Annotated in this window: 27 protein-coding genes and 1 pseudogene; 14 read left to right on the top strand and 14 right to left on the bottom strand. The window is 70.0% G+C overall.

Features of this window, described 5'->3' with window-relative positions; all coding sequences use genetic code 11:
- Positions 1-48: 48 nt before the first annotated feature.
- Both A4R44_RS36035 and A4R44_RS36040 read right to left on the bottom strand, forming a co-directional pair.
- Positions 49-1404, bottom strand: coding sequence for a DHA2 family efflux MFS transporter permease subunit (locus tag A4R44_RS36035; RefSeq protein WP_095213831.1), 1356 nt, complete (start codon positions 1402-1404; stop codon positions 49-51).
- Positions 1401-1841 carry an NADPH-dependent FMN reductase gene (locus tag A4R44_RS36040; RefSeq protein ID WP_157905080.1) on the bottom strand — a complete coding sequence of 147 codons (441 nt, stop codon included), beginning with the start codon at positions 1839-1841 and terminating at the stop codon, positions 1401-1403. Before A4R44_RS36040 ends, A4R44_RS36035 begins: the two co-directional genes overlap by 4 nt.
- A gap of 139 nt (positions 1842-1980) precedes the next feature.
- Here A4R44_RS36040 and A4R44_RS36045 point away from each other — a divergent pair, with 139 nt between their 5' ends.
- The gene (locus tag A4R44_RS36045; RefSeq protein WP_067591012.1) at positions 1981-2586 is read left to right on the top strand and encodes a TetR/AcrR family transcriptional regulator; all 606 of its coding nucleotides are present in this window, start codon (positions 1981-1983) and stop codon (positions 2584-2586) included.
- Here A4R44_RS36045 and A4R44_RS36050 read toward each other — a convergent pair.
- Both A4R44_RS36050 and A4R44_RS36055 read right to left on the bottom strand, forming a co-directional pair.
- A complete protein-coding gene (locus A4R44_RS36050; protein WP_067591015.1) occupies positions 2570-3244 on the bottom strand; it encodes a peptidylprolyl isomerase in 675 nt (224 codons plus the stop codon). The two genes, A4R44_RS36045 and A4R44_RS36050, sit on opposite strands and share 17 nt — an antisense overlap.
- Positions 3245-3286: 42 nt before the next feature.
- The gene (locus tag A4R44_RS36055) at positions 3287-3541 is read right to left on the bottom strand and encodes a DUF2631 domain-containing protein (RefSeq protein WP_067591018.1); all 255 of its coding nucleotides are present in this window, start codon (positions 3539-3541) and stop codon (positions 3287-3289) included.
- Between the two features lie 94 nt (positions 3542-3635).
- On the opposite strand from A4R44_RS36055, the gene dxr reads away from it, so the two are divergent.
- From dxr to ispG, 3 genes are all read left to right on the top strand, one after another.
- Entirely contained in the window at positions 3636-4832 is a 1197-nt protein-coding gene (dxr, locus tag A4R44_RS36060; protein WP_067591020.1) for a 1-deoxy-D-xylulose-5-phosphate reductoisomerase, read from the top strand.
- Positions 4833-5005: 173 nt separating this feature from the next.
- A complete protein-coding gene (locus A4R44_RS36065) occupies positions 5006-6208 on the top strand; it encodes an RIP metalloprotease (RefSeq protein WP_067591023.1) in 1203 nt (400 codons plus the stop codon).
- Positions 6209-6326: 118 nt separating this feature from the next.
- The gene (ispG, locus tag A4R44_RS36070) at positions 6327-7478 is read left to right on the top strand and encodes a flavodoxin-dependent (E)-4-hydroxy-3-methylbut-2-enyl-diphosphate synthase (protein ID WP_067591026.1); all 1152 of its coding nucleotides are present in this window, start codon (positions 6327-6329) and stop codon (positions 7476-7478) included.
- A gap of 52 nt (positions 7479-7530) precedes the next feature.
- Here the strand turns inward: ispG and A4R44_RS36075 are convergent, their stop codons facing one another.
- On the bottom strand, positions 7531-8001 hold the full coding sequence (locus A4R44_RS36075) for a nitroreductase/quinone reductase family protein (protein ID WP_067591029.1): 471 nt from the start codon (positions 7999-8001) through the stop codon (positions 7531-7533).
- A gap of 89 nt (positions 8002-8090) precedes the next feature.
- Between A4R44_RS36075 and A4R44_RS36080 the strand changes: the two genes are divergently transcribed.
- Positions 8091-8696 carry a TetR/AcrR family transcriptional regulator gene (locus A4R44_RS36080; protein WP_067591032.1) on the top strand — a complete coding sequence of 202 codons (606 nt, stop codon included), beginning with the start codon at positions 8091-8093 and terminating at the stop codon, positions 8694-8696.
- Here the strand turns inward: A4R44_RS36080 and A4R44_RS36085 are convergent.
- From A4R44_RS36085 to A4R44_RS36095, 3 genes are read right to left on the bottom strand one after another with little or no spacing between them, the layout of a single operon-like run.
- Complete coding sequence (locus A4R44_RS36085; RefSeq protein WP_067591035.1) at positions 8693-8965, bottom strand: hypothetical protein; 273 nt, start codon at positions 8963-8965, stop codon at positions 8693-8695. The genes A4R44_RS36080 and A4R44_RS36085 overlap by 4 nt on opposite strands.
- A gap of 3 nt (positions 8966-8968) precedes the next feature.
- Positions 8969-10003 (bottom strand): DUF2891 domain-containing protein, encoded by a 1035-nt coding sequence (locus A4R44_RS36090; protein ID WP_067591038.1) that lies wholly within the window; start codon positions 10001-10003, stop codon positions 8969-8971.
- A 1-nt stretch (position 10004) separates the two neighbouring features.
- The gene (locus A4R44_RS36095; protein ID WP_067591041.1) at positions 10005-10259 is read right to left on the bottom strand and encodes a hypothetical protein; all 255 of its coding nucleotides are present in this window, start codon (positions 10257-10259) and stop codon (positions 10005-10007) included.
- Positions 10260-10333: 74 nt separating this feature from the next.
- On the opposite strand from A4R44_RS36095, the gene A4R44_RS36100 reads away from it, so the two are divergent.
- Positions 10334-11158 (top strand): AraC family transcriptional regulator, encoded by an 825-nt coding sequence (locus A4R44_RS36100; RefSeq protein WP_067591044.1) that lies wholly within the window; start codon positions 10334-10336, stop codon positions 11156-11158.
- Positions 11155-11574, top strand: a complete 420-nt coding sequence (locus tag A4R44_RS36105) for a VOC family protein (RefSeq protein ID WP_067591047.1) — start codon at positions 11155-11157, stop codon at positions 11572-11574. The genes A4R44_RS36100 and A4R44_RS36105 overlap by 4 nt, the downstream gene beginning before the upstream one ends.
- A 22-nt stretch (positions 11575-11596) precedes the next feature.
- Here A4R44_RS36105 and A4R44_RS36110 read toward each other — a convergent pair whose 3' ends face one another.
- Positions 11597-11932, bottom strand: a complete 336-nt coding sequence (locus tag A4R44_RS36110) for a cupin domain-containing protein (protein WP_067591050.1) — start codon at positions 11930-11932, stop codon at positions 11597-11599.
- A gap of 71 nt (positions 11933-12003) precedes the next feature.
- Here A4R44_RS36110 and A4R44_RS51935 point away from each other — a divergent pair.
- A pseudogene (locus A4R44_RS51935) lies at positions 12004-12952 on the top strand (GlxA family transcriptional regulator).
- Between the two features lie 45 nt (positions 12953-12997).
- Here the strand turns inward: A4R44_RS51935 and A4R44_RS36120 are convergent.
- Positions 12998-15607, bottom strand: a complete 2610-nt coding sequence (locus tag A4R44_RS36120) for a fibronectin type III domain-containing protein (RefSeq protein WP_067591053.1) — start codon at positions 15605-15607, stop codon at positions 12998-13000.
- A 235-nt stretch (positions 15608-15842) separates the two neighbouring features.
- Here A4R44_RS36120 and A4R44_RS36125 point away from each other — a divergent pair, with 235 nt between their 5' ends.
- The 3 genes from A4R44_RS36125 to map all read left to right on the top strand — a co-directional run bounded on the left by A4R44_RS36125 (position 15843) and on the right by map (position 19125).
- Positions 15843-17168: a glycoside hydrolase family 27 protein gene (locus A4R44_RS36125; RefSeq protein WP_202506276.1), complete on the top strand. Its 1326-nt coding sequence runs from the start codon at positions 15843-15845 to the stop codon at positions 17166-17168.
- 203 nt (positions 17169-17371) lie between these two features.
- Positions 17372-18226 (top strand): GNAT family N-acetyltransferase, encoded by an 855-nt coding sequence (locus A4R44_RS36130; protein WP_067591059.1) that lies wholly within the window; start codon positions 17372-17374, stop codon positions 18224-18226.
- 41 nt (positions 18227-18267) lie between these two features.
- Positions 18268-19125 carry a type I methionyl aminopeptidase gene (gene map / locus A4R44_RS36135; RefSeq protein ID WP_067591062.1) on the top strand — a complete coding sequence of 286 codons (858 nt, stop codon included), beginning with the start codon at positions 18268-18270 and terminating at the stop codon, positions 19123-19125.
- A gap of 44 nt (positions 19126-19169) precedes the next feature.
- Here the strand turns inward: map and A4R44_RS36140 are convergent, their stop codons facing one another.
- Positions 19170-19844, bottom strand: a complete 675-nt coding sequence (locus A4R44_RS36140) for a FadR/GntR family transcriptional regulator (protein WP_067591065.1) — start codon at positions 19842-19844, stop codon at positions 19170-19172.
- Positions 19845-19892: 48 nt separating this feature from the next.
- On the opposite strand from A4R44_RS36140, the gene A4R44_RS36145 reads away from it, so the two are divergent.
- Positions 19893-21167: an MFS transporter gene (locus tag A4R44_RS36145; RefSeq protein WP_067591068.1), complete on the top strand. Its 1275-nt coding sequence runs from the start codon at positions 19893-19895 to the stop codon at positions 21165-21167.
- A 194-nt stretch (positions 21168-21361) separates the two neighbouring features.
- Here A4R44_RS36145 and A4R44_RS36150 read toward each other — a convergent pair whose 3' ends face one another.
- The gene (locus A4R44_RS36150; protein WP_067591070.1) at positions 21362-22756 is read right to left on the bottom strand and encodes a mycothione reductase; all 1395 of its coding nucleotides are present in this window, start codon (positions 22754-22756) and stop codon (positions 21362-21364) included.
- Between the two features lie 70 nt (positions 22757-22826).
- Positions 22827-23687, bottom strand: a complete 861-nt coding sequence (locus A4R44_RS36155) for a M15 family metallopeptidase (protein ID WP_093576950.1) — start codon at positions 23685-23687, stop codon at positions 22827-22829.
- Between the two features lie 172 nt (positions 23688-23859).
- Between A4R44_RS36155 and A4R44_RS36160 the strand changes: the two genes are divergently transcribed.
- Together A4R44_RS36160 and A4R44_RS36165 are read left to right on the top strand one after the other, a co-directional pair.
- Positions 23860-24678 (top strand): serine protease, encoded by an 819-nt coding sequence (locus tag A4R44_RS36160; RefSeq protein ID WP_067591073.1) that lies wholly within the window; start codon positions 23860-23862, stop codon positions 24676-24678.
- Positions 24679-24698: 20 nt separating this feature from the next.
- A complete protein-coding gene (locus A4R44_RS36165) occupies positions 24699-25130 on the top strand; it encodes a GNAT family N-acetyltransferase (RefSeq protein ID WP_067591076.1) in 432 nt (143 codons plus the stop codon).
- On the opposite strand, the gene A4R44_RS36170 is transcribed toward A4R44_RS36165, so the two are convergent.
- Positions 25127-26293, bottom strand: coding sequence for an 8-amino-7-oxononanoate synthase (locus A4R44_RS36170; RefSeq protein ID WP_067591079.1), 1167 nt, complete (start codon positions 26291-26293; stop codon positions 25127-25129). The two genes, A4R44_RS36165 and A4R44_RS36170, sit on opposite strands and share 4 nt — an antisense overlap.
- Positions 26294-26715: the final 422 nt, after the last annotated feature.

The raw sequence follows: 26715 nt of genomic DNA on the forward strand, positions 1-26715 counted from the left end.
GGTCATGGTGTCGTGAGTGGCGATCGCGGTTCTAACCGGGATCGCCGCTCACGAGGCCCTCCGCACCAGCCATGCCGTTCCCAGCGACCCCACCGCGCCCACGCTGATCGCCGCGAACCCCACCCGGAACGCCCCGTCGACATCCGGCAACCGACGGGCGATCAGCACCGCGAACACCGCGCCCCCGAGCGATCCGCCCACCCGCAGCAGGATCGTCACTTGCGCGGCAGCATCCGGAAGCCGGGACGGTTCAACAGTCTTGTACGCCGCGATCCCCATCGGCATGCTCACCAACGCGACCGAAGCCCCATACCCCGCCAGCAAAACCTGCACCACCAGGCCAGGCGCGTCCACCGGCAGGAACGCGAACGGCACTGTGCTCACCGCCGCCAGCACCGCGCCCGCCAACGCGACCGGCGCGGCACCGTACCGATCCACCGCCCGCCCGGTCACCGGTGCGATCGCGGCCGTAGCACCGGCGAAGCCGAGCAAACTCAGCCCGGTGCCGACGAAATCCAGGTGCCGGCCGAGCTGGAAGTACAGCGTCACGACGATCCCGCTGCCGAAGATCAGCGCACCGTTGAACGCGGCAGCCAGGCTCGCCGCCCGGTAAAGCCGGTTGCGGTACAGGGAAAAGTCCAGCAGCGGACGCGGATGCCGACGGCACCGCAGCACGAACCAAACCAGCACAACGAGACCAGGAACCAGAATCGGCCATTCGAGCCGTCCGGTCGCGCCCCACGTGGTGACGACGTACAGGACCAACGGCAGCCCGGCGGAGACCAGGGCCAGGCCGGCGAAATCGATCCCGCCAGTGCTCTCCCGAGAGCCGCGGGGCACGTACCGGAGACCGAGAAGCAGGCCGGCCGCCCCGATCGGCAGGTTGATCAGGAACAGCCACGGCCACGAAAGCCCGTGCAGGATCAAGCCTCCGGCGAGCGGGCCGAGTGCGGGCGCGACGCTCACCGCGATCCCGAGCGTCGCCATGACCCGGCCCAGCCGCGCCGCGCCGACCTGGTGGCCCAGAACCGTTTGCCCGGCCGGGATCAGGACTCCGCCCGCCAAACCTTGCAGGAACCGGAAAACGATGAGCAGCACGACGTCCGGCGCGACCGCGCACAAGCCGGATGCGACGGTGAACGCGGCCAGCGCGACGAGCCACACCCGGCCGGCGCCGAAGCGCCGGGCGAGCCAGCCGGTCAAAGGGAGCGACAGGGCCAGCGCGAGCAGGTAGCCGCTCGCGACCCATTGGGTCACCGAGAGATCCGCGCCCAGATCGCTGCTGATCGAGTCGAGGCCGATCGTCACCACGGACGCGTCGAGTCCGCTCGCGAACGCGCCGGACACGATGATCCAGCAGATCCGCCACGTCGCGCGGTCGAGGGGAGCGGCGACAGCGGTCAACGCGAAGCTCGGAGGGTGCGCAGCGCGGTCGACCAGTCGGCAAGTTCCCCCAGCATCCGCGTCAGGATGCCTTCGTGGTGCTCGGCGGGGGTGAAGGTGCCGGGCTCGGCCAGGTCCGGAATGGCGAAGTCGGTGAACAGTCCCAACGCGACTGGAGAGCGCACGCAGGCGCCCTTCACCTCGGCGAGCGTCAGCCGGAGGTGCTCCACCGCGCGCGTGCCGCCGTTGGTTCCGTAGCTGACGAAACCGGCGGCTTTGCCCGCCCATTCGGAAAACAGGAAGTCGATGGCGTTCTTGAGCGCCGCGGGCAGGGAGTGGTTGTACTCGGGGGTCACGAAAACGAAGCCGTCGGCGAGCCGGGCCCAGCGCTGGGTGTGGTCGTTGCGGTAGCCGCCGATCGCGGCGGGCATCGGCTCGTCCAGGAACGGCGGGTCCATTCGGCGACCTGCGTCGCCCGGCGGCCGGGGCGGGTGCTTCCGGAGATGACCGCGATGCGAAGCGGAGAAGTCATGCCGCAAAGGTACAACGGTCGTTGTAGTTTTTGCAACGACCGTTGTACTTCGGCATACTGAGCCGGTGCGGACGGACAAACAACGTGCTCTGCTCGACGGCGCCCTGCGGGTGTTCGCGCGGGACGGCTACTCGCGCGCCAGCATCGACGTGCTCGCGGCCGAGGCAGGCGTGTCGTCGCGGACGATCTACAACCACTACGACGACAAGGCCGGGCTCTTCCGCGCGGTGATCCTGGACAGCTCCGACCGGGTCGCCGAGCGGCAGATCGCGGTCGCGGACAAGCTGCTCGGCCGGATCGCCGACCTGGAGGCCGACCTCGTCGAGTTCGGCCTCCGCTGGGCGAAACGCGATCCGGAGACCGCACCGCACTGGGCGCTGGTGCGCCAGATCCAGGCCGACTTGGAGCACATCGACCCGGAGACGGTCGCCGCGTGGAAGGAGCGCGGCCCGACCCGGGTACGGCTGGCGCTGGCCGGGCATCTCCGCAGGCTCGCCGCGGAAGGCCACGTGGAGCTGGAAGACCCGTCGCTGGCCGCGGTGCACCTCGTGCAGCTCACCGCGGGCAGCGCCGCCGCGGCCGAACCGGGGGAGGACTGGGAAGCGCTGGTCCGGTCCGGCGTCGGCGTTTTCCTCCGCGCTTACGCGCCGGGCGTCACCGGCCGAAGCTGACCGAGCGGATCTTCACCGGATGCTTGGGCGCGCCGTCGAGCGGGCCGTTCGGGTCGGTCGGGACGATGCCGTCGGCGACCATCCGGTCCAGGACCTCCATGCCGCGCACCACCTTGCCGAGCACCGAGTAGTTCGCCGGAATGTGCGCGAACGAGTGCACGATGAAGAACTCCGACCCGTTGGTTCCCGGACCCTGGTTGCCCATCGCGACAGTGCCGCGCTCGTAGGTCTCCTCGCCGGTGACCTCGTCCGGGAATTTGTATCCCGGGCCGCCCTTTTCGACCTCGTAGATGTCGCCGCACTGCAGGACGCCGAGGCGCGCGGAGTTCGACAGCCGCCAGCACCGCGAGCGGTCGTAGAAGTGCTGCAGCACCAGGCTCGCCATGTTCGCGACGGCGCACGGGGCCGCTCCGCCGCTGTTGAGACGGACGGTGACCGGGCCGTAGTTGTAGTGGAAGGTGACGTCGATCGTTCCGCGGGTGAGCGCGAACGGCAGCGGGCGCAGCACGGGACGCGCCGCCGGGTTCTCCGGCGTCGGCGTGAAGGTGCATTGCACTACCGGCGGCCGCACCGGAGGGGCAGCGCTGGCCGGGGCCGCGGTGCCCAGCGAAAGACCGGCGATGACGGCGGCCGCGAGCGCGGCCCAGCGTGGCTTCATGGGCCCGGAAACTAGCGAATCAGGGGTCGCCGGCGCCAGGGCTTACTTGCGCCAGGCGGTGCGGCTCTTGCGCAGGTCGAGCAGCAGGAGCAGGACGATGAACGCGGCCAGCCCGACGAGCCACACGTTCTCGGTGTTGTTCTCGTGGTTGCCCTTGATCATCAGCAGCAGGATGACCGCGGACAGCCAGCCGGCGATGCGGGTGGCCTTCGGGAACGAGCCGTGCCAGCCCCACTCCGCCGACGGCTCGTCGCGCGGGTCGACCTCGGGGCGCTTCTCGACCGCCTTGCCTGCCACGACCACTCCTTCAAACTCCCCTGATGTTGTGCCTTCGCATGATCCCACACCGCTGGCCGCCGCGCGGACACGACCCGGGCCATAATGCTTGCTGATGACTACTTCGCGAAGCGTCCTCGTGCTGGGCTCCACCGGGTCCATCGGGACCCAGGCGCTCGACGTCGCCGCACGTAACCCGCATTTGTTCACTGTCGCCGGCCTCGCTGCCGGCGGTTCCGATCCGGCGGCACTCGCCGAGCAGGCGATCGCGCACGAAGTAGCGGCCATCGCCGTGACAAAGCCCACGGCAGTCGAAGACGTGCAGCTCGCCCTGTACGCCGAGGCGCAGCGCAGGGGGTACGCGAAGGGCGAGTTCCGCCTCCCGCGCATCCTCGCCGGTGCGGACGCGGTGGCCGAGCTGATCGACTCGGTGCCGGTCGACGTCGTGCTCAACGGGCTGCCCGGTTCGCAGGGCCTCGACCCGACGCTGCGCGCGCTGGCCACCGGCGCGACGCTCGCGCTGGCCAACAAGGAATCCCTCATCGCCGGCGGACCGCTGGTGCTCGCCGCGGCCAAGCCGGGACAGCTGGTGCCGGTCGACTCCGAGCATTCGGCGATGGCGCAGGCGCTGCGTTCCGGCGGGGACAACGAGGTCGCGCGGCTCGTGCTCACCGCGTCCGGCGGCCCGTTCCGCGGCCGGAAGCGCGCGGACCTCGGCGAGGTCACCGTCGAGCAGGCGATGGCGCATCCGACGTGGTCGATGGGACGGCTGATCACCATCAACTCGGCGACCCTGGTGAACAAGGGCCTGGAGCTGATCGAGGCGTCGCTGCTGTTCGGCATCGAACCGGCGCGGATCGACGTGACGGTGCACCCGCAGTCGATCGTGCACTCGATGGTCACCTTCACCGACGGCTCCACGATCGCCCAGGCCAGCCCGCCGGACATGCGGCTGCCGATCGCGCTGGCGCTGAACTGGCCGCACCGCGTGCCCGGCGCGGCCGCCGCGTGCTCCTGGGACACGGCGGCGAGCTGGACCTTCGAACCGGTCGACAACGAGGCGTTCCCGGCTGTCGAGCTGGCTCGCGAAGCGGGTGCTGCGGGCGGTTGCCTTCCCGCGGTGTACAACGCGGCGAACGAGGAATCGGTGGCCGCGTTCCTGGCGGGCAAGGCCAAGTTCCTCTCGATTGTGGACACAGTGTCGCAGGTGGTGTCCGACGCGGGCGAATGGCGGCGCGAACCCCGCGACGTCGCGGACGTGCTGGCCGCGGAGCAGTGGGCTCGCACGCGGGCCGCCGAGCTGCTGGGATGAGCGCGACCGGTGCGCGCGGCCGCGCCGGGCGATGCAACACTGGCTTCACGCTGGCGGCGGATACTTGAACCCGGAACTTTCTCGGGTGGTCTCACCGCCTGGAGCCGTGGAAGACGAACGAACCTGCCGCCACCGCATCGCGGGCCGCGGCTGAGGGGTGAGGTGCAGGGCCCGTGCTTGCCTATGTGATCGGCGTGGTGCTCTTCGCGCTCGCGATCTGTGTTTCGGTCGCGTTGCACGAAGCGGGCCACATGGTCACCGCCCGGATGTTCGGCATGCGGGTCCGCCGGTACTTCGTCGGCTTCGGGCCGACGGTGTTCTCCTTCCGGCGCGGCGAGACCGAGTACGGCCTCAAGGCGATCCCGCTCGGCGGCTTCTGCGACATCGCGGGCATGACCGCGCTCGACGAGGTCACCCCCGAAGAGGCCCCGCGCGCGATGTGGCGGTTCAAGGCCTGGAAGCGGACCGTCGTGATGTCGGCCGGTTCCATCACGCACTTCCTGCTCGGCTTCATCGTGCTGTTCGTCATGGCCGCGACCATGGGCCTGCCGAACGTGGACATGAAGCCGATCGCCGCCCAGGTCTCCGATTGCGTGCAGAACGCCACCACGGTCGACCAGGCCAACAACCCGGTCTGCAAGCCGGGCGACCCGGCGCCAGCCAAGAAGGCCGGGATCCTCCCGGGGGACCAGGTGCTGTCAGTGGCGGGCAAACCCACTCCGACCTGGGACGACATGGTGAACCAGGTGCAGTCGCTCTCCGGTCCGGTGCCGGTGGTGGTGAAACGCGACGGGGCCGAGCGGACGTTTACCGTCGACATTCCGAAGGTGACTCGGCCCGCCGTGAACGGCGGCACCCATTCGGTGGGCGCGGTGGGCATCGCCCGCGCCACGGCCATCCACTACAGCGTGGGCGGCGCGTTCGGCGGCGCGGCGTCGTTCACCGGCGACATGTTCGCCCGCACGTGGGACGGCCTGATGGCCTTCCCGAAGCGCATCCCGGCGGTCTTCAACTCGATCTTCGGCGGCGAGCGCGACCCGGACACCCCGGTCAGCGTGGTCGGCGCGAGCAGGCTCGGCGGCGAGGCGGTCGAGGCCGGGCTGTGGCAGGTCTTCCTGCTGCTGCTGGCCAGCCTGAACTTCTTCATCGGCGTGTTCAACCTGCTGCCGCTGCTGCCGATGGACGGCGGGCACATCGCGATCGTCTGGTACGAACGCGTCCGCGACTGGCTGCGCGGCCTGCGCGGCAAACCCGCGGGCGGCCCGGTCGACTACACGAAGCTGTCCGCGATCACGATGGTCCTGGTGGTGATCGGCGGCGGCGTCACGCTGCTCACGGTCACGGCCGACATCGTCAATCCGATCCGCCTGCAGTAACCGCGCGTACCGGCCGGGGCACGCGGGCGTCCCCGGCCGCCCGACCGGGGGTAACGCTGCTCACCGCGTCGGCTGACTTCGTTGAAACGCGCCCGGGTGGGGTGGGTACGCTGGAAGCGTGACCGTCGCGTTAGGTATGCCCGCTCTGCCCCCGCCCGTTCTCTCCGAGCGTCGCAAGACCCGCCAGCTGATGGTGGGGTCGGTGGGAGTCGGCAGCGACCACCCGATCTCGGTGCAGTCGATGACCACGACGCTGACTTCCGATGTCAACGCCACCCTGCAGCAGATCGCCGAGCTGACCGCGGCGGGCTGCGACATCGTGCGGGTGGCGTGCCCGTCGGCCGACGACGCCGAGGCGCTGCCCGCGATCGCGAAGAAGTCGCAGATCCCGGTGATCGCCGACATCCACTTCCAGCCCAAGTACGTGTTCGCCGCGATCGAGGCGGGCTGCGCCGCGGTGCGGGTGAACCCGGGCAACATCCGCAAGTTCGACGACCAGGTCAAGGAGATCGCGCAGGCCGCGAAGGACCGCGGCACGCCGATCCGGATCGGCGTCAACGCCGGGTCGCTGGACAAGCGGCTGCTGGAGAAGTACGGCAAGGCCACTCCGGAGGCGCTCGCCGAGTCGGCGATGTGGGAGGCGTCGCTGTTCGCCGAGCACGACTTCCACGACATCAAGATCTCGGTCAAGCACAACGACCCGGTGGTGATGGTGCGGGCGTACGAGATTCTGGCCGAGCAGTGCGACTATCCGCTGCACCTCGGGGTCACCGAGGCCGGGCCCGCGTTCCAGGGCACGATCAAGTCCGCCGTCGCGTTCGGCGCGTTGCTGCGCCAGGGCATCGGCGACACCGTCCGGGTGTCGCTGTCCGCGCCGCCGGTGGAGGAGGTCAAGGTCGGCACCCAGATCCTGCAGTCGCTGAACCTGCGGCCCCGGAAGCTGGAGATCGTCTCGTGTCCGTCGTGCGGGCGTGCGCAGGTCGACGTGTACACGCTGGCTGACCAGGTCACCGCCGGGCTGGAGGGGATGGAGATCCCGCTGCGCGTCGCGGTGATGGGCTGCGTAGTGAACGGCCCGGGCGAGGCGCGCGAGGCCGATCTGGGTGTCGCGTCCGGCAACGGCAAGGGCCAGATCTTCGTGAAGGGCGAGGTCATCAAGACCGTGCCGGAGCACGCGATCGTGGAGACCCTGATCGAAGAGGCCATGCGCATCGCCGAGGAATCCGGCGAGTCGATCGGCGAGGGCGCGCCGAGCGTCACCGTCGGCTGAGTTCTCTCTCCGCGAAGGGGCTCCTCGGCTTCGGTCGGGGAGCCCCTTCGTTTCAGCGGCGTTCCAGCAGGACGACCGGGACCTGCCTCCCGGATGCGGCTTCGAACTCGGCGAATTTCGGGACCTGCGCGATCTGGCCCGCCCAGATCTCGGCGCGTTCCTTCCCGGCGGTCAGCCGTGCTTCGACCGGGATCTCTTCCGCGCCGGCTTCGACGACGGTCCGCGGATTCGCCATGAGATTGCGGTACCACGCGGGATCGCGCGGACTGCCGCCGTGCGTGCCGAAGACCGCCCAGCTGTCGCCGACCGGCCGGTAGAACAGCGGGCTGATCCGCGCCTTCCCGGTTTTCGCCCCGACGTGGTGCACGAGAATCAGCGGCATCCCCCGCTCCGGAAATCCCGGCAGGTACGGCGGAACGGGCCGGCCCGCCGCGAATTCCTCCGGACTGCTCCAGGCGACGTATCCGGCGTTCTCCCGGAATTCGGCGAGGATCCGGACATTCCAGTCGTCGAGGGTGGGCACGACCTCTCCTTCGCTAGGCGGAGCACTTGCTCCGCAAAGTAGCACACTAGACGGAGCATGTGCTCCGGGTAAGCGAGTATGCTCGGCGCATGGCCGTGGCTGAACCGCACACCCCCACCCGCCGTCGCGCCCCGCGCGCGGACGCGATCCGCAACCGGGAGGCAATCGTCGAAGCCGCCGCCGAGGTGATGGCGGAACAGGGAGCCGCGGTCGACGTCCGCGAGATCGCCCGGCGCGGCGGGGTCGGCATGGGGACGCTGTACCGGCATTTCCCGAAGAAGGAAGACCTCGTCCGGACGGTCCTGGACCAGGACTTCTCCCGGTGGGCCGAGTCCGCGCGCCAGGCGGCGGTCGAGGCGGAGGACCCGTGGGCGGCGCTGACGGACTTCTATCGGCAGGCGTTGTCCGGTTGCGCCCGGCACCGCGCGCTCATGGAGAGCTTCGCGCTGACCTGGACCGACCCCGATCCGACCGGGATCCCGCAGCTCCGCGCGGTTCTGGAGGAGCTGCGGGCCCGTGCGGCGCAGCTGCTGAGACCCGGGGTTACGACGGATGATTTGGTGCTGCTGCTGATTTCGCTGGGGTATGCGGCGCAGTTCACCGACGCGTGCCGGCCGCACATGTGGAACCGGCTGCTGCTGGTTTCCCTGGACGGATTGCGGGCGGAGCATCGGGAGCCGTTGCCGGAAAGCTAACTGCCGGAGGCGATGGTGATCCCGTGGCGCGGATCCGGCACAGCGCCGAGCGCCGTCCGGACTGACGGCTGGTCGCAGAATTCGTCGCGGATCGCCTCGGTTGTGAAGGCGATCTCGAAGACGACGCCGCGTTCGTGCGTCCGCCAGGACCATCGCACAGCGCGGTCGGTGATCGCGGCTTTGCGCAATGCGTCGGAGTAGGTGCGCCGCCAATCGCTCGCCGGGACTTCTCCGTCGAGCACTTCGATGGATAACCACGGATCCGACACAGATCAGGCCTTCCCCGCTTCGGCGTCGCTCAGCAGAAGCAGTGCGTAGTAAGCCAGGAAATGCTCCACCGCATACGGACCCCCCGTAACCTGCGGCAGCGCGGCCTGCGCATGCTCGCGCGAAGCCGCGTCGATCGCCGCGACCCGGTCGTCCCCCTCCGGCAACGCCGCCGCGATCCGCTGCCAGCACCACGCGCGGTGGAGGTTGAGCCCGTGCAAGTGAGCGATCAACCCGTCGGAAGCATCGGTCACCACCGCCGGGGTGAACAGCGCCGCCGGGTTCCGGTCGGCGATTCCGGGCAGGAAAGCCTCCAGCCAGGCGCCGAAATCGGGCACCAGCTGGCTCATCAGCTCGGCTTCGGCCAGGGCCGGGCTGAGGAAATCGGCTCCGGACGGTTCCCAGGCACCGGGGTAGCCGCGGTCTGAGCCGAACCAGCGCCAGGCCGTTTCGGTGAGGGCCCGCAGCAACTGCGGCTCGCCGCGGGAGGCGAGGTAACGAGCGTGGGGAAGCGCGCGAGAGAGTCCGAAAGCGCCGTTTTCGTGCAGCCCGTACCGAATCGGGTACGTGACCTTCGGCAGCCAGTCGCGGAAGCGGGTCACGAAAAGCCTGCTCAACGGTTGCAGTGCGGCAGACCAGCGCGCGGCGTCCGGATCGTCCCAGGTGGCGGTCTCGAACGTCACCGCCACCAGGATCGACCAGCCATACGGACGCTGGGTCGTGCGGTGCCGCTCCGGCGCGAAGTACGCGGCTTCGGCGGCCAGCGCAGGCTCGGTCAGGTGCGCGTTCAGCAGGGCGCGGATCTCGTCGGCGGGGACGAGCGCCGGGTATCGGCGCAGCAGGTGCACCAGCACCCAGAACATTTCCACGCACGAATGCCAGTCGAAGCTGCCGTAGAAGCACGGATGCAGCTCGCGGATCGCCGGTACGGGAGTGTCGTCGATGCGCCAGTGGCTCTCGTAATGCGGATACTCGCGCACGACGTTGGTCAGCGCGACCTCCGCGAACTCGCCGGCGTGCGCGGCCAGCAGCCCGGCCACGTCAGCCGCGCAGGTGATGCTGGGCGGCCTCGCGGATCTGGATCCGGACGTTCTCCAGCGAGGCCGCGACCTCGTCGATCTGCCGGATCGCGATCTGCACCGACCCCTGGATCGTCGTCGCGGAGCCGGTTTCGCCGAGCAAGCCGAGCACCTGGGCCTGCAGATCTTCCAGTTCGCCCTTGGTGGCGAGGGCGATTCCGGTCGGCACCTGGTCGGCGAGCAGTTCGAGCTGCTGGGCCTGTTCCTGGATCGTCATCGGGCTTCTCCTCATCGTGGGGACCGCTCTCCCGTGGTAGCAGAATTCGCCCGGGGCGGGGTTAGCCTGGTCGCGTGAGTCACAGCTGGGCCGCCCGGCCGCCGCATCCGGTGCTGCGGGGCCTGGTCACGCGCTACATCGGCTACGCGCAGGAAAACGTCGGCTTCGCAGTGCACCGCGGGCTGCCCTCGCGGCACATCACGCTGGCCATCAGCCTCGAAGAGCCGATCCGGTACGCCGGGCTGGCCGGGGCGGGAGCGCTGCAGAGCGTGGTCGGCGGCCTGCACACCGCACCCGCGCTGATCACGCAGGGCCGGGTGCAGCGCGGGGTGCAGCTGGAGCTGGATCCGCTGGGGGCGCGGACGCTGCTCGGCGTCACCGCCGCGGAGCTGACCGGCCGGGTGACCGACCTCGCCGACTTCGGCGGCGACCTCGCCCGCCTGCCGGACCGGCTGGCCTCGGCCGGCGATTGGCGCGCCCGGTTCGCGATCCTCGACGAGGTGCTGGCCGCGCGTGCGGTCGAGCGCGCCGAACAGCCGCCGGAGCTGGACCGCGCGTGGCACGAGTTGCGGCGCAGCGGCGGGCTGGTGCGGGTCGGCGAACTGGCGAACGAGGTCGGCTGGAGCCGCCGGCATCTGGGGGAGCGGTTCCGCGCGGAGCTGGGATTGGCCCCGAAACAGGCGGCACGCGTGCTGCGGTTCGAGCGGGCGGTGCGGTTGCTGCGTACCGGGCATCGCGATCTGGCCGGGATCGCTTATGCCGCAGGGTATTACGACCAGGCGCACTTCTCGAACGAATGGCGCGCGCTGGCGGGGTGTTCGCCGCGGACTTGGATGGCGGAGGAGCTCCCGTTTCTCCAAGACGAAACGAAGACCGCTGCCGCAGAATCGGGAGCATGACGCCACAACCAGCGGTCTGGCCCGCTTTCCGCTACAACGACGCCCGCGGCGCGATCCGTTTCCTCGCCGACGTTCTCGGCTTCGAAGAAACCCTCGTGGTGCCCGGGGAAAACGGTGTCGCGCACGCCGAACTCCGCTGGCCCGAAGGCGGCGCGGTGATGCTGGGCAGTTGCGGCGGCCCAGCAGACGGCGTGCACGACGAGATGAAACCCGGGGCCAGCGCGGTGTACGTGGTCTCGGACCGGGTGGACGAGATTCACGCCCGTGTGCGCGAAGCCGGTGCCGAAATCAGCATGGAGCTGCACGACACCGACTACGGCTCGCACACGTTCACTGTCCGCGACCCCGAGGGGAACGCTTGGACTATCGGGAGTTACCGCGGCGCTGAGGGGACTCGGGAGTGGTTATCCCGGTGAGAACCGGGATTGCCGCTCACGACTACCCCTCGGGATAGAACACGAACAACGTGCAGCCGCTCTCCGTCGCCGGAACATGCCACGACCCCGCCGGGGCATGAATGAACGTGCCTGCCGGATAGTCGCGGGCACCGTCGTTGAAAGTCCCGGACACGACGAAGACCTCTTCGGGACCGGGCTCGTGCACGTCGCGTTCGGGCCACGTGCTGCCGGGATCGAACTCGACCACGTTGGCGTGCGCGCCGTTTTCGCCCTTCCACAGCGGACGGAGGCGGATGCCGGGGAACAGGTCCTTCACCGGGGCTTCGCCGACCGGGACCGAGATGTAGCCCGGCTGAGCGAGGATTTCCGAGTGCATGGGTCCCAGCTTGGCTTCCCCGGCACCGGCAGGACAGTGTCAGAAAAGACGTCATCGGGTACTTTCTTGCCATGCATCGCGTGGTGGCTCTCGTCCAGCCGGTGCAGTCGACGTTCGAACTCGGCTGCGGCGCGGAGGTGTTCGGCACGACCCGGGGCGGGGTGCCGCAGCACTACGAATTCGAGGTGTGCACGGAAAACCCCGGGCCGGTGCCGACCACGGCCGGATACGAGATCCACGTCTCCAGCGGGCTTTCGGCGCTCTCGAAGGCGGACACGGTGCTGATCCCCGGCTGGACGCCCGTCGAAACGCCGCTCTCGCCGAAGGTGCGCCGGGCGTTGCTCCGCGCGCACGAGCGAGGCGCGCGGCTGGTCACGATCTGCTCGGGCTCCTTCGCGCTGGCCCAAACCGGGCTGCTGACCGGAAGAACCGCGACGACGCACTGGGCGCGGCTCGAACAGTTGCGGCGGGATTTCCCGGAAGTCCGGGTGGAACCGGACGTGCTATACGTGGACCACGGCGACGTCGCCACCAGCGCGGGTGCGGGAGCGGGCATCGACCTGTGCCTGCACCTGGTCCGGCGCGATCACGGGGCGGCGCACGCGGCGCTCATCTCGCGGCACATGGTGATGCCGGCGCATCGCGAAGGCGGCCAGGTGCAGTACGTGCCGCGGCAGGCGTCCGCGTACGCGTCCTTGGACGGGCTGCTCGACTGGGCGGGGGAGCGGTTGGGCACGCCGCTGTCGGTGGAGGATTTGGCTGCCCGCTTGCGGATTTCGCCGCGGACGCTGGCGCGCCGGTTCGCCGATCAGTTCGGGACGAGCCCGGGTGCGTGGCTGTTGTCGAGACGGGTGGCCGAGGCGCGGANAGGCGCGGAGGCTGCTGGAGGAGACCGATCTGCCGGTGGACGCGATCGCGGCGCGGGTCGGCTTGGTGTCCGCGGTGAACCTGCGGCGCCGGTTCCGGGCGCAGGTGGGGACGACGCCGGGGGCGTATCGAAGGGCCTTCCGGATAGGGTGATCGGCGCGCACCGGCAGGGCGGTCCGGTACGCGCCGACCACCGGGTTACGCGGTGGTGGCGTGCACCGTCACCGCGGGGCCGGCGCCGTTTCCGGTGACGGCGGCGATGGTGAACGTGTACGCGGTGCCGGACTTCAGCCCGTCCACGACGCGGGTCAGGCCCTTCTGCGTGGGCTGGCTGACGATCGTGTCTCGTCCGGTGATCTCGATGGTGCGGCCGTCGGACACGGTGATCCGGTAGCCGATCACCGGGGTCGACCCGGTTTCCTTCGGCGGCGTCCAGCGGATGCTCGCCGCGTCGGTGCTCGGCAGCGCCTTCGCCCCGGTCGGGACGGCAGCGAGCTGGGTCCCCGGTTGCGCGACGGTGACCGGCGCGGACGGCAGCGACGGCAGGCCAACCCCATGCCGATTGCGCGCGGCGACCGTGACCGTGTACGTCCGGCCGTCCGTCAGCTTCGGGATCACCGTGTATCCGGTCTGCGCGAAGTCCTTGGCAGACACCGAACTGGTGACACTGTGCTTGCCGTCCGAAGCGGTCAGCACGTAGTCCTGCACCGGCGCGCCGTTTTCCGCGACAGTGGGGTTCCAGGTCGCGTACAGCCGGCCGGACACCGAGAAGGTGCCGATCCGCGTCGGAGCCTGCGGAGCGGACGCGCCGTCGGTCCGGCGGTTCAGCACCCAGCGGTGGCCCGGTTCGATCCCCGCGTTGTCCACAATGGACTTGGGTGCGGCCGCCGGGTTGTTCAGCAGGTGGTTGCCCGAGGTGATGACACCCTTCTTGGTGCCGTCCGGATCGCCCTGCTCCCAGTAGTTTCCGGAGATGACGGTCGGGTCGTTGTTGCCGAGCGAATCGCGGTAGTCCACGTGCGTGGAGGCGACGTTGGCGTACGCCGCGTGGTAAAGCACGTTGCCGGAAACGGTTTCGTAGGTGCAGCCGTTGTCGGTGTAGACCGACTTGCCGAGGCCCCACTGGTCGTAGATGACGTTCCCGGTCACCTTCTCGCCCTCCGCCTGCGACGGGCCGGTGATGCCCTGGGTGTAGATGCCGCCGCCGTCGTCGAGGGAAAGCATGTAGTCGTGGATCAGGTTGTCCGACACCACGTTGCCGCGCGAGACGTTCGGCGTCGCGGCCTGCTTGATCTTGTCCGGCCAGCCGCCCCAGCCCATCGAGATGCCGGAGTACGCGACGTGGTCGATCTGGTTGTGCGACACGACATTGTCCTGCGAATACCCGTTGACGATCGGCACTCCGCCGGTGAATTCGCGCGGCATGCCGTACAGGTGGTTGTTGGTCACCTTGACCCGCGCGGTCAGGTCCGCGCCAGCCGCGGCGGGCTTGCTGACCCCGCCGATCTCGACGCCGTTGCCGGAGATGTCGGTGAACACGCTGTCGGACACGCTGCTGTCCTGCGCGCCTTCGCCGAGGTCGAGCCCGGCCGCGCCGAGGTGTGCGAACACGGTGTCCCGGAACTCGATCCGGTGCCCGTGCGACATCGAGACATTGCCGGGTTCCTTCGTCCAGTCCGCGTACGGGCAGGTGCCGCCGGGGGTGAACTGGCACAGACCCTGCGTGGCCCAGCCGCGTTCGCCGGTGATCCGGTAGCCGGCCTGGATTTCGGAGAAGCCTTCCGGCGACGACGGTTCGAGCCAGGTCGCGTAGGAGAACTGGATGCCGCGGAACGAGATGTCGTGGATCGGCGCTTCGGCGGTGCCGCGGCCGTCCACGAGCTTCTCCAGCGCGGGCATCTCGACATCGGCCCAGTGCAGGTTTTCGCCCTTGCGCGGCAGGTAGTACACGGTGTGCGCGGACCGGTCGAGATACCACTCGCCGGGAGTGTCCAGCAGCTCGAACGCGTTCTCCGCGTAGGACGGCTGCCGTCCGTTGGTGAGATCGCCCGGGCCGACCATGTTGACCGAACGGCCGGGGATGTCGGCGAACATCACGCGCCGGGTCGAGTTGTCCCAGCACGGCTGCGCCATGGTGATCGTCGTGCCCCGCGCCGAGGCGATCGGGCAGCGCGGCTCGGTCCACTGGCCGAGGCCATTGCGCTCGACGTTCCACAGTTCCTCGCCGCTGGTGTACACCAGTTCGAGGTCACTCGGGTTTCGCCAGTGCGCCATGGTGTCCGCGGACGCGGTGTACCCGGTGCCGGTCGCCTTCACCGTCACTGGAAGCCGTCCGGACGCTCGCTGCGCGCGGACGCCGTCGACGTACAGCTGGCGAGTGTTCTCCAGCCCGGCGGGCGCGGGAGCGGAGTAGAGACCAGGGCGTCCGGCGACCGGATGCCAGCCGGTGACCTGCTTGCCGCCGCTGACCACGGTGCCCGGCGAGCCCTGCCAGACGACCCGGTGGCCGTCCGCGGGTGAATCGGCCGCGTCGAGTTCGAGCGGTTTGTCGAGCCGGTAAGTACCGGAGGCGACGTGCACGGTCAGGTCGGAGTTCAGGTGCGGTGCGCGTCGCCGGACCAGCTGCTGGGCGCGCGGCAGCGTGCGCACCGGAGACCAGATGGCGCCGGACCCGGAATCGTTGCCCCACGGCGAGACGTACACGTCCTGGCTGCCCGGCCACGCCGCGGCCGCACCGGCGGGCAGCAGCGCGGTCGCGGTCAGCGCCGCTACCGCGAGCCCGAGGGTGCGCGCTGGTCTGAACTTCATCCGGGACCTCCGTGTTCGCCAGTGAACGACGCTGGGGCGCGCCGCAAGAAAGATAGGATCTATTTGCGGTCGTGTCGAGAGGTCTTCCTGGGATATTCCTGGCATTCACGGTGGTGAACAGGGTTGATCTGGTCGGCGGGTGCTGTCCCGGTTAGCGATCAGTGATCCGATGAATCATTGCTGACTCAGGTTCGGCGCGCGTACAACGAAGCGATCCCCGGGAGAGGTGGTCGCGATGAAGCGAAGTCGGATCGGTGTGCTGGCCGCGGCGATGGCGGTGCTGGCCGGAGCGCTGGCGGGAACCGCAGCCGCGGACAGTCACTCGATCGAGTCCTGGACGCCGGTGGCGAGAACGCCGCCGATGGGCTGGAGCAGCTGGAGCGCGCTGCGCCGGAAGTTCACCGAGGAAACGCTCAAGGCGCAGGCCGACGTCATGCACGACCGGCTCGCCGCGTACGGCTACCGCTATCTCAACATCGACGCGGGCTGGAACGACCACGTCGACGAGTTCGGCCGGGTCGCGCCGGACCCGAAGAAGTTCCCGGACGGCATCGCGTCGCTGGCCCGGTACCTGCACCAGCGCGGCCTCGAATTCGGCATCTACCTGGTGCCCGGCGTTCCGGCGCAAGCGGTCGCGGCCGATTCGCCGGTCGAGGGCACGCCGTACCGGGTGCACGACATCGTCATGGCGGGCGCGGGCAACACCGCGGACGACAAATCCGCGAAACTCGACTTCGGCAAGCCCGGCGCGGCCGCGTATGTCCGTTCGCAGGCTCGGCTGCTGGCGTCGTGGGGCGTCGACTACATCAAGATGGACTTCGTCGGACCTGGCGGCGGAAAGATCCCCGCGGACAACCGCGAGGACCTCCGGCAGTGGCACGCGGCGATCCGGGCCAGCGGCCGTGCGATCCACTGGGAACTGTCGAACTCGCTCAGCATCGCCGAGGCCGCGACCTGGCAGCGTTACAGCAACGGCTGGCGGATCGAAGGCGACATCGAGTGCTACTCGCACTGTGTTGGCCTCACGAACTGGGACGTCCGGGTCAAACTGCGCTTCGCCGACGCTCCCAAGTGGACGCGCTACGCGGGCCCGGGCCACTGGAACGACCTGGACTCCATCGAGATCGGCAACGGTGACGCGAACGGCATCACCCCGGACGAGCGGCAGAGCGTCATGACGCTGTGGGCGATCGAAGCCTCGCCGCTGCTGCTCGGCACCGACCTGACCAAGCTTGACCCGGCCGATCTGAAACTGCTCACCAACCGCGAGGTGCTGGCCGTCGACCAGGCAGGACGGCCGGCGCGTCCGGTTTCGCAGGCGACCCAGCAGCAGGTGTGGTTCAGCCCCGACGGTCGCGGCGGGGTGACGGTCGCGCTGTTCAACCTGGGCTCGACAGAGGCCCCGGTGACCGCTTCCTGGCCGGACCTGGGGCTGCGCGGCCCGGCAGCGGTGCGGGACCTGTGGACGCACCGGAACCTGGGAGTGAGCCGGGACAGTTTCACCGCGACGCTGGCACCGCACGCTTCGCGGCTGCTGCACCTGGTTCCGCGGCAGCACTGATGCCCGGCGGCCGTTCCAGCCGTCCGTGAGGGGAACCCTCACGGACTCCAGGGGGAGGCTCCGGAGGCGCCTCCCCCTGGAGCCGGGCGTTGTCGGCGGCGGAGCCCGCCGGGGCGCCGCCGTTCGGGTGCGAGGGCCGTTCATCTCAGCGTGTCGGCCGGCTCGCGTTCCGTTCACCCGGTTCATCTGGCACTCTGGACCCCGTGTTGCGGCTTGCAGGTGCACGGCTGCTCGATGATCGGGACTATCCGGCGGTGCGCGCTGCACTCGCCGCCGACCCGGTGGGCAGCTGCATGGTCAGCGCCCGGGTCGAGGCGGCCGGTCTCGACCCGTGGCGTCTTGGTGGCGAGCTGTGGGCGGCTGATTCCCGTCCGGTGCGCGCCGGACGGCTGACCGGGTTGTGCTTCGCCGGGCCTAACCTGATCCCGTTGCGCGGCAACGCTTCGGCGCTGCGGTCCTTCGCCGACCGGGCCCTGCGCCGCCAGCGCACCTGTTCCTCGCTCGTCGGGCCCGCGCCGCAGGTGCTCGGGCTCTGGGACGAGCTGTCCCCGGAATGGGGACCAGCCCGCGAGGTGCGCGGCGACCAGCCCCTGATGGCCCTCGAAGGCGACCCGCTGGTGCCTGCCGATTCGCAGGTCCGCACCGTCCGGCCGCACGAATTGGACCGCTACCTGCCCGCGGCGGTGGCGATGTTCGTCGAGGAGGTCGGCGTCGACCCGCGCGCGGGCGACGGCGGAGCCAGCTACCGCGCCCGGGTCAGCGAGCTGATCTCCACCGGACGCGCGTTCGCCCGGTTCGAGGACGGCGAGGTCGTGTTCAAGGCCGAGATCGGCGCGATGTCCGCGCGGGTCGGCCAGATCCAGGGCGTGTGGGTGCATCCGGACCGGCGCGGCGGCGGGCTCGGCACCGCGGGCACCGCGGCGGTGGTGAACCGCCTGGTCCACGGCCTCGGCCGGACCGCAAGCCTGTACGTGAACGGGTTCAACGCGCCCGCGCTGGCGGCGTACCGGCGGATCGGCTTCCAGCAGGTCGGGCAGTACGCGACGGTGCTGTTCTGAGCTGGCTGCGCCGCGGCCGGGCGAGGTCGTAGGCTGGGGACATGTCCGTTCGCGCCCCGTTGAAGCCCGGCGTCCAGACGCCGCGCCGTGCCGTCCCCGCCGACATCGTCCGCCCCGAGTACGTGGACCGGCCGGCGCCGAAACGGGACACCGGCAACGGAGTGCGCACGCCCGAGGTCATCGAGGCGATGCGGGTCGCGTCGAAGATCGCCGCACAGGCGCTCGAAGAGGGCGGCAAGGCGGTCAAACCAGGCGCGACGACCGACGACATCGACAAGGTCGTGCACGAGTTCCTGCTCGACCACCGCGCGTACCCGTCCACGCTCGGCTACCGCGGCTACCCGAAGTCGTGCTGCACCTCGCTGAACGAGGTGATCTGCCACGGCATCCCGGACTCGACCGTGATCGAGGACGGCGACATCTGCAACATCGACGTGACGGCCTTCATCGGCGGCGTGCACGGCGACACCAACGCGACGTTCCTGGCCGGCGACGTCTCCGAAGAGGTGCGGCTCCTGGTCGAGCGCACCCGCGAGGCGACCGCGCGCGCGATCAAGGCGGTCCGCCCGGGTCGGCAGCTCAACGTGATCGGCCGCGTCATCGAGGCGTACGCGAAGCGGTTCGGCTACGGCGTGGTCCGCGACTTCACCGGCCACGGCGTCGGCCCGGCGTTCCACACCGCGCCGACAGTGCTGCACTACGAGGAGCCCTCGGTGCAGACGCTGATCGAAGAGGGCATGACCTTCACCATCGAGCCGATGATCACGCTCGGCACCATCGACTACGACTTGTGGGCCGACGACTGGACGGTCACCACGAAGGACAAGAAGTGGACGGCGCAGTTCGAGCACACCCTCGTGGTGACGGCTGACGGCGCGGAAATCCTGACGCTTCCGTAGGGCTCGTGGTGAGTGTTGATCCCGGTTCTCACCGGGATCAACACTCACCAGCCTTGCGCCCGCGCGATCAGCTCGTCCAGGAACCCCGCCGCCTCGTCGGCCGCCCGTCCCGCGTCCCGTGTCTCGATCGCGTCCACCAGCTCCCGGTGCCGGATCATCTCCGCGTGCTCCGGATTGTCCGAAGTGGACGCCACGCTCGCGGTGATCGCCTCCATCAGGCCGCGGTACAGCTCCAGCAGCAGCCCGTTGTGCCCGCACCGGACCACGACCTGGTGGAATTCCGCGTCGCTGCGGGCGAAATCGTCGAGGCGGCCCTCGTCCCAGTCGGTGTCGCGGCGGTTGAGCAGGACGCGCAGCTCGGCCAGGTCCTCCTCGGTGCGCGCGGTCGCGGCCAGCCGAGCGCCCTCGACCTCCAGCAGCCGCCGGACGTGCAGCACCTCGCGCAGTTCCGTCCCGCACAGGCGGCGGATCGCGCCGGACACCTCGCTCGTCGCGCGCACGTATGTGCCGTCACCCTGGCGGACCTCCAAGATCCCGGTGTGCGCCAGCGCGCGCACGGCCTCGCGAACCGTGTTGCGCCCGACGCCCAGCTGCGCGGACAGCTCCGGCTCGGTCGGGATCCGGTGCCCGATCGGCCATTCCCCGGCGGTGACCGCCTCGCGCAGCTGATCGATGACTTGGTCGACGAGTCCGGCTCGGCGGGTGGTGGCCAACGGCACAGCCTGATCCCTTCATCCAATCATCCTACGTATGAAAGAGTAGCGCACATGTCCGCCGACTCCCGAGACTCTCGAACCGTGTCCACCGCCACCTATTCCGACCGGCTTGAGCTGGAGCTGGAAGGCAGCCTCGAAGAGGAGGTGCCCGCCGGTCGCCGTCCGGGCGTGGTGGCGGGCGGCGTGCTGCTGGCGGTCGCGGTGGTGCTGACGGCGATGAACCTGCGGCCGGCGATCACGAGCGTCGGCCCGCTGCTCGCGGAAATGCGCGGCAGTCTCGGCGCGTCCGCGGTGTGGGCGAGCATCCTCACGACCCTGCCCGGCCTTTGCTTCGCCGGTGCCGGCCTGGCCGCGCCGGTGCTGTCGCGCCGCTTCGGCATCGGCCCGGCGATCGGCCTGGCGCTGGCGGTGCTGACCGCGGGCCTGGTGGTGCGGGTGCTCGACGGACCGTACGTCGTGCTCGGCGGCACGCTCGTCGCCACCGCGGGAATCGCGCTGGTCAACGTGCTGATCCCGGTGGTCATCAAGGATTCGTTCCCGGCTCGCGTCGGGCTCATGACCGGCGTCTACACCGCGGCGTTGCAGGGCGGCGGCGCGGCGGGTTCCGCGCTGAGCCCGCCGCTGGAATCGGCTTTCGGCGGCTGGCGTGCCGCGCTCGGCTCCTGGGGCGTGTTGTCGGCGATCGCTTTGGTGGCATGGCTGATCGCTTCGCGCGGCACGGGCCGTACGCCGCGGCCGGCCGCGGGCTCCGCTCCCGCCCGGTCGCTGATGCGCAGCCCGCTGGCGTGGATCGTCACGATCTTCTTCGGCCTGCAGTCGTTCATCGCCTACGTCGTGATGGGCTGGCTGCCGCAGGTGTTCATCGACGCGGGCGTCAGCAAGGCCGACGCCGGTCTGCTGCTCGGCCTGATCTCGGTGATCGCGGTGCCGATCAGCCTGGTGATCCCGCCGATCGCGGCGCGGCAGAAGAGCCAGAGCCCGTGGATCGTGGGCATGGGCGTGTTCGGCGCGGCAGGCATGCTGGGCCTCGTCGTCGCGCCCGGGTTCTCGCCGCTGCTGTGGAGCATCCTGCTCGGCATCGGGATGAGCGTGTTCTCGCTGGCCCTGACGGTCATCGCGCTGCGAGCCCGGACCGGCGCGGAAACGGCGCGGCTGTCCGGGATGGCCCAGGGCTTCGGATATCTGCTGGCAGCGGTCGGACCGTTCGTGTTCGGCCTGCTGCACGACGCGACGGGCAGCTGGACGGTGTCGTTGATCGTGCTGCTCGTGGTCATGGTGACGCAGATGGTGTTCGGGGCCTTGTCCGGGCGGCGCCGCTTCGTGTGAGGCCACTCACGAGCAACGCCAGCTCAAGATCCGTGACCTCGGTCCAGCGAGCGGCCCTTTCCTCCGCGGCCGCAACGACTCCCCGGTGGTCAGGTCAGTCCCCGCACCTGCGCGGGGAACCCTGGCAACGCGACATCCTTGTTGCCTGATTCCGGAATCGCCGCCCCGGGCGATCACCTCCCGGCGTCCCGGGGTCAGTCCAGCGGCAGATTCAGCAGCGCGTTCTCCACCAGTTCCGGCATCGCCGGGTGGATCCAGTACTGCCCCCGCGCCATCGACCGCGCGTCGAGGCCGAAGCTCATCGCCTGGATCAGCGGCTGGATCACCGTCGACGCCTGCGGGCCGATGATGTGCGCGCCCAGCAGCTGCCCGGTCGCCGGATCGGCCAGCAGCTTCGCGAAACCGGTGGTGTCCTCCATCGCCCAGCCGTAGGCGATGCCCGCGTAGTCCTGCTTCGAGACCACGAAGGACACTCCGCGCCCGGTCGCCTGCGCCTCGGTCAGCCCGACCGACGCCACCTGCGGCGAGGTGAACACCGCGTGCGGCACGAACCGGTGGTCGGCCTTGATGCGGTCGTCCGGGTGCGCCAGATTGTGTTGCACCACACGGGCTTCGTGGTTCGCGACGTGCTTCAGCTCCAGCGGCGACGAGATGTCCCCGAGCGCGTAGATGCCTTCGACGGACGTCTGCTGGTAGTCGTCCACCACGACGTGCCCGCGTTCGGTGGTGGCGACGCCGGTGGCGGCCACGTCGAGCAGATCGGAGTTCGGCCTGCGGCCGGTGGCGACCAGGATCAGGTCGGCCTCGACGGTCTCCGCTCCCTGCGGGCCTTCGAGATCCAGCGCGACCCCGGTGTCCGTGCTGCGCGCGCGAACCGTCTTCCGGTCCAGCCGGACGTCGAATCGTCGCGAAGCCAGCTCGGTGAACCGGGCGCTGATGTCCGCGTCCTCTTGCCGCAGCAGCGCGCCGGAACGGTTCACCATCGTGACCGCGACCCCGAACGAGGCGAAGACGTGCGCGAACTCGGCCGCGATGTATCCGCCGCCGAGGACGACGATCCGCTCCGGCAGCGCGTCGAGCCGCATGATCGTGTCGGAGGTGTAGTAGCCGGTTTCGGCCAGCCCCGGCACGTCCGGGATCACCGGCCGTCCGCCCGCGGCGAGCACGAACCGGTCCGCGGTGACGACCTCGTCCGGACGGCCGCCGGCGAAGCTGACTCGCAGCTCCTTCCTGCCGGTGAACCGGCCTTCGCCGCGGTAGACCTCGACGTTGCGGTTGTCCTCGTGGTTCTCGCGGTACTCCGCGCCGCCCTCGGCGATCGGGTCGATCCGGCCGAAGATCCGGTCGCGGACGTCCGGCCAGCGCACCGCGGTGAGCTCCTCGTCCACGCCGAAGCGCGAGCTGCCCGCGGGCGTCGCGGCGACGTCGGCGGTGTAGACGAACATCTTCGTGGGGATGCAGCCGACGTTCAGGCAGGTCCCGCCGAACACGCCCTTCTCCACGATGGCCGTCCGGAGGTCGGCGAACTCCGGCCCGAGGATCGAGTTTCCCGATCCGGTCCCGATGATCACCAGGTCGTAGTGCGGCACGGCGGTCCTTCCCGAAAGCGGTTTGCTGCCAGCCTAGTCAACCCCGGACGCCTGCCCGGGTGTTCCCGGATCACTCGCCGTTGGCGGTGAAATGCATCCGGTCGACCGGCGACTTCCACGCCCCGCCCCACTGCCAGCCCGCCCCGGCGAACGCGCGCACGACCGGGCCGCCGGCGGTGACCATCCCCGGCCGCACGTTCGCGCGGTCGACGTAAGCGGAGGCCAGCTCGGGGAGGACGAGGTCGTCCTTGGTGTAGGGGTTGCAGAACGGATTGACGTCCACCGCGAGCCCGTACGCGTGCGCGGACCAGTTCTTCTGCCCGCGCACCGGACGGCAGACGAACGCGCTGGTGTCGTTGCCGTCGCCGGTCGGCGGAACGTCGAGTTCGGCGGGGGAGGTGATGCGCATTTCTTCGATGGGGAACTGCTGCGCGTACAGCTCGCTGAACGCCTTGACGACCGCTGGAGCGGCGTCCTTGTTCACCAGCAGCTCGCCGGTGTGTGCGCGATGGTCGAAGCCCCAGAAGGAAAGCGTGACGTAGCGGAGGTCGGCCACCGGCACCGGACAGGCGGCCTGCCAGGTGCTGCGCTTGAGCACGGCGTCGGGGACGTCGGCGATCTTCGCGGCGTACGTCGTGCTGGACGGCGGTGGAAGGAAGTCCTGGGTCGGCAGCGAGCGGTTCACCAGTTCGGGTGGAGTCGGCAGGATCTGGCCGAAGCCGTCCGGGCGCAGCGGCAGCGGACGGGCACCCACCTGCCAGGTGACGGCGGGCGCGCTCGTCGCTGTCCGAGTTGCCGGAAGTGCCGGACTGGACGGCGCCGACGGCGCGCTCAGCGGGCTCGGCGGGGGAGCCGCGGGGGTGCTGGTGGCACATCCGGCCAGCAGAAAGACCATCAGCGCGCCGGCCGTCGCGGCTGTTTTCCGTCGCATGTCTCCAGCTAAGCGAATGCGCTCGGTGTATAGAGAGTCCACCCGTTCCAGTGACACCGTTTTGGGCTTGGCCCGTTTAGGGTAATCGCGGCCGTGTGTGCACGCGCCGGAGTCGGTTGGTTCCCGTGCGCGTCCAGGCTGTGCCGTCGTAGTGCCGATGAAGGGAAAGCCCATGCCCGCGAAGTTCCGTCGTCCGGTCCTGCTCGCGGCGGGCTCGCTGCTCGCCGCCGCGATCGCGGTCCCGGTCGGCTCGGCCTGGGCGTCGACGCCGTCCGACCCGGGTTCGCACGCGCAGCCCCGGATCGTCGGCGGCAGCGAAGCTTCGCTGGCCGAGCACCCGTACGCGGTGTACCTCACCGACCAGAGCGGTTCACAGTTCTGCGGCGCGGTGATCGTGAGCCCGTCAGCGGTGGCGACTGCCGCGCACTGCGCGAAAGCCCTGTCGCAGTCGTCGGTCCGCGTGGTCGCGGGCCGTCAGGACAAGCGCGGCGGCGACGGCGTGGAACTCGGCGTCTCGCGGGTCTGGGTGAACCCGGACTACAGCGACCCGACGAAGGGCGACGACATCGCGGTCCTCACCGTGCGCGGACGGCTGCCCTACCGCGCGGCGAAGGTCGCGGACAAGAGCGACCAGTCGCTGTACGCGGAAGGCACGCAGGCGACCGTGCTCGGCTGGGGACGGCTTTCCGAAGGCGGGCAGCGGTCGGACGTGCTGCGCAGCGCCCAGGTGCCGCTGGTCAGCGACTCCACGTGCAAAACGGCCTACGACACCTACGACCCGGCGAGCATGGTGTGCGCCGGCTACCCGCAGGGCGGCCAGGACGCCTGTCAGGGAGACTCCGGCGGCCCGCTCGTCGAAGGCGACACGCTGATCGGCATCGTGTCCTTCGGCGACGGCTGCGGGAAACCGGGCAAGCCCGGGGTGTACACGCGGGTTTCGCGGTTCTCCGACGACATCGCGGCCCAGTCCCAGGCGCGGTTGTTCGGCTGAGCTGTGTTAAGCAAGGCGGCGTGACGACTCTGCACCGCGCCGCCGGGCCCGACCTCGCCGCTGCCGACCTGTACGAAATCCTCCGGCTGCGGTCGGACGTGTTCGTGGTGGAACAAGACTGCGTGTACGCCGACATCGACGGGCTCGATCTGCTTCCGGAGACCGAGCATCTGTGGCTGGCTTCCGGCACCGAGGTTCTCGCGTGCCTGCGTGTCCTGGCCGAGCCGGGCGGCGGCCGGCGGATCGGCCGGGTGGTGACCGCGAAGTCAGCGCGCGGCCAGGGGTTGGCGGCGCAGCTGATGGCGGCGGCGCTGGACGGTGCGACCGCTGCGTTCGTGCTGGACGCGCAGACCTACGCGCAGAAGCTTTACGCGCGGTTCGGTTTTGTGGCTGAGGGCGAGGAATTTCTTGAGGACGGAATCCCGCACATCACCATGCGCCGCCCGGCTTAACCGCGGGGTGCGGTCGCGGCGATCACCTTCACCGCACGGTCGACGTCCGCCTCGGACAGGTCCGCGCGGGCGGTGAGGCGCAGCCGGGAAACGCCGTCCGGCACGGCGGGCGGCCGGAAGCAGCCGACCTGGATCCCTTGCTCGGCGCAGGCTTCCGCCCACGCGGCGGCCGCTTGCGGCGACGGCGTCCGCACGGCGACAACGGCAGCCTCCGGGAGATCGACCGGCAGACCGGCGTTCTTCAGTCCCATCGCCAGGTTCCCGGCGCTCTCGATGACCTTTGCCGGCAGTTCCGGCTCGGACTTGAGCACCTGCAACGCCGTCAACGCGGCAGCGGCACTGGCCGGAGCGAGCGCGGTGTCGAAGATAAAGCTGCGCGCCGTGTCGACGAGATGCCGGATCACGCGGCGCGGACCGACCACGGCGCCGCCTTGAGCACCCAAGGCGTTGGAAAGCGTGAGCGTGGTGACGACGTCCGGCGCGGACGACAGTCCGGCGGCATGCACCGCACCCCGGCCGCCTTCGCCGAGGACACCGAAACCGTGCGCGTCGTTGACGACCAGCGCAGCGCTGTGCGCACGGCAGATCTCGACGAGTTCGCCCAGCGGCGCGAGTTCGCCGTCGGTGGAGAACACCGAATCGGTGACGACAATCGCGCGCGGTTTGCGTCGGGTGGCCAGCGCGTGCTTGATCGCCGACGGCGTCGCGTGCTCGACGGCCGCGATGTCCGCGCGGGACAGCCGGCAGCCTTCGACCAGCGACGTGTGCACGTACTTGTCGGTGACGATCGCCGATTCGGAGCCGGACAGTGCCGTCACCGCGCCGAGGTTGGCGGTAAAACCGGAGGAGAAGACGAGCGCCGCCTGGGCTCCGCAGAACCGGGCCAGCTCGTGTTCGAGTTCCGAGTGGAGTTCGGTGGACCCGGTGAGCAGGCGCGATCCGGTAGCCCCGGCACCCCACCGCAACGCGGCCGCGGCGGCGGCTCCGGCGACGCGCTTGTCGCGGGCGAGACCGAGGCAGTCATTGCCCGCGAGGTCAAGTGTGGAGTGCTGCGCCGGCCGCGGGTTCATCCGACGGGACAGACCGGCTTCCGCGCGCCGCTGGCCTTCGGCTTCAAGCCAGTCGAAGACGTTCTCAGGCGGCAGCGGCGGAGTGTCAGTCACTGAGGCAGTGTCGCATCCGGCCGGGTGCCGCGTTTCCCGCCCCCGCCTCGGGAAGGCCGGGAAGCGGGACGGGACAACGGAAAAAGGCTGGTGCGGCGGGTTTGGGCCGGGCCGGCTGGCCCGACCTTTGCTTGGCGACGGCCGGGGTGTGGCTTTGGGGCGGGCTGGCTGGTGGCGGGGCGTGTGCTTGGTGATGGTCGCTGAGCCGAGGTGTGGGCTGGCTGGTGGGCGGGGCGTGTGCTTGGCGATGGTCGCTGGGCCGGGGTGCGGGCTGGCGGAGTGTGGCCCGGCGTGCGATACCCGTAGTTGGCGGCTGCTGCGTCGGGTTGTGGCTTTCAGCGATGCGGGCTGGCTGGCTCGCGAGGCACCTCCTTGGCGGCGGCCGCTGTGGCGGGGTGCGGGGTGGCGGAGCGTGGCACGTC

The organism is Amycolatopsis sp. M39 (assembly GCF_001651785.1).
Classification (GTDB): Bacteria; Actinomycetota; Actinomycetes; order Mycobacteriales; family Pseudonocardiaceae; genus Amycolatopsis; species Amycolatopsis rubida.

Coding starts and splice junctions, on each gene's coding strand:
- A4R44_RS36155 (WP_093576950.1), bottom strand. CDS start 23,687: ATGCGACGGAAAACAGCCGCGACGGCCGGCGCGCTGATGGTCTTTCTG.
- A4R44_RS36120 (WP_067591053.1), bottom strand. CDS start 15,607: ATGAAGTTCAGACCAGCGCGCACCCTCGGGCTCGCGGTAGCGGCGCTG.
- A4R44_RS36080 (WP_067591032.1), top strand. CDS start 8,091: ATGGCCGTGGCTGAACCGCACACCCCCACCCGCCGTCGCGCCCCGCGC.
- A4R44_RS36095 (WP_067591041.1), bottom strand. CDS start 10,259: ATGACGATCCAGGAACAGGCCCAGCAGCTCGAACTGCTCGCCGACCAG.
- map (WP_067591062.1), top strand. CDS start 18,268: ATGTCCGTTCGCGCCCCGTTGAAGCCCGGCGTCCAGACGCCGCGCCGT.
- A4R44_RS36110 (WP_067591050.1), bottom strand. CDS start 11,932: ATGCACTCGGAAATCCTCGCTCAGCCGGGCTACATCTCGGTCCCGGTC.
- A4R44_RS36145 (WP_067591068.1), top strand. CDS start 19,893: ATGTCCGCCGACTCCCGAGACTCTCGAACCGTGTCCACCGCCACCTAT.
- A4R44_RS36050 (WP_067591015.1), bottom strand. CDS start 3,244: ATGAAGCCACGCTGGGCCGCGCTCGCGGCCGCCGTCATCGCCGGTCTT.
- A4R44_RS36160 (WP_067591073.1), top strand. CDS start 23,860: ATGCCCGCGAAGTTCCGTCGTCCGGTCCTGCTCGCGGCGGGCTCGCTG.
- dxr (WP_067591020.1), top strand. CDS start 3,636: ATGACTACTTCGCGAAGCGTCCTCGTGCTGGGCTCCACCGGGTCCATC.
- A4R44_RS36040 (WP_157905080.1), bottom strand. CDS start 1,841: ATGGACCCGCCGTTCCTGGACGAGCCGATGCCCGCCGCGATCGGCGGC.
- A4R44_RS36125 (WP_202506276.1), top strand. CDS start 15,843: ATGAAGCGAAGTCGGATCGGTGTGCTGGCCGCGGCGATGGCGGTGCTG.
- A4R44_RS36105 (WP_067591047.1), top strand. CDS start 11,155: ATGACGCCACAACCAGCGGTCTGGCCCGCTTTCCGCTACAACGACGCC.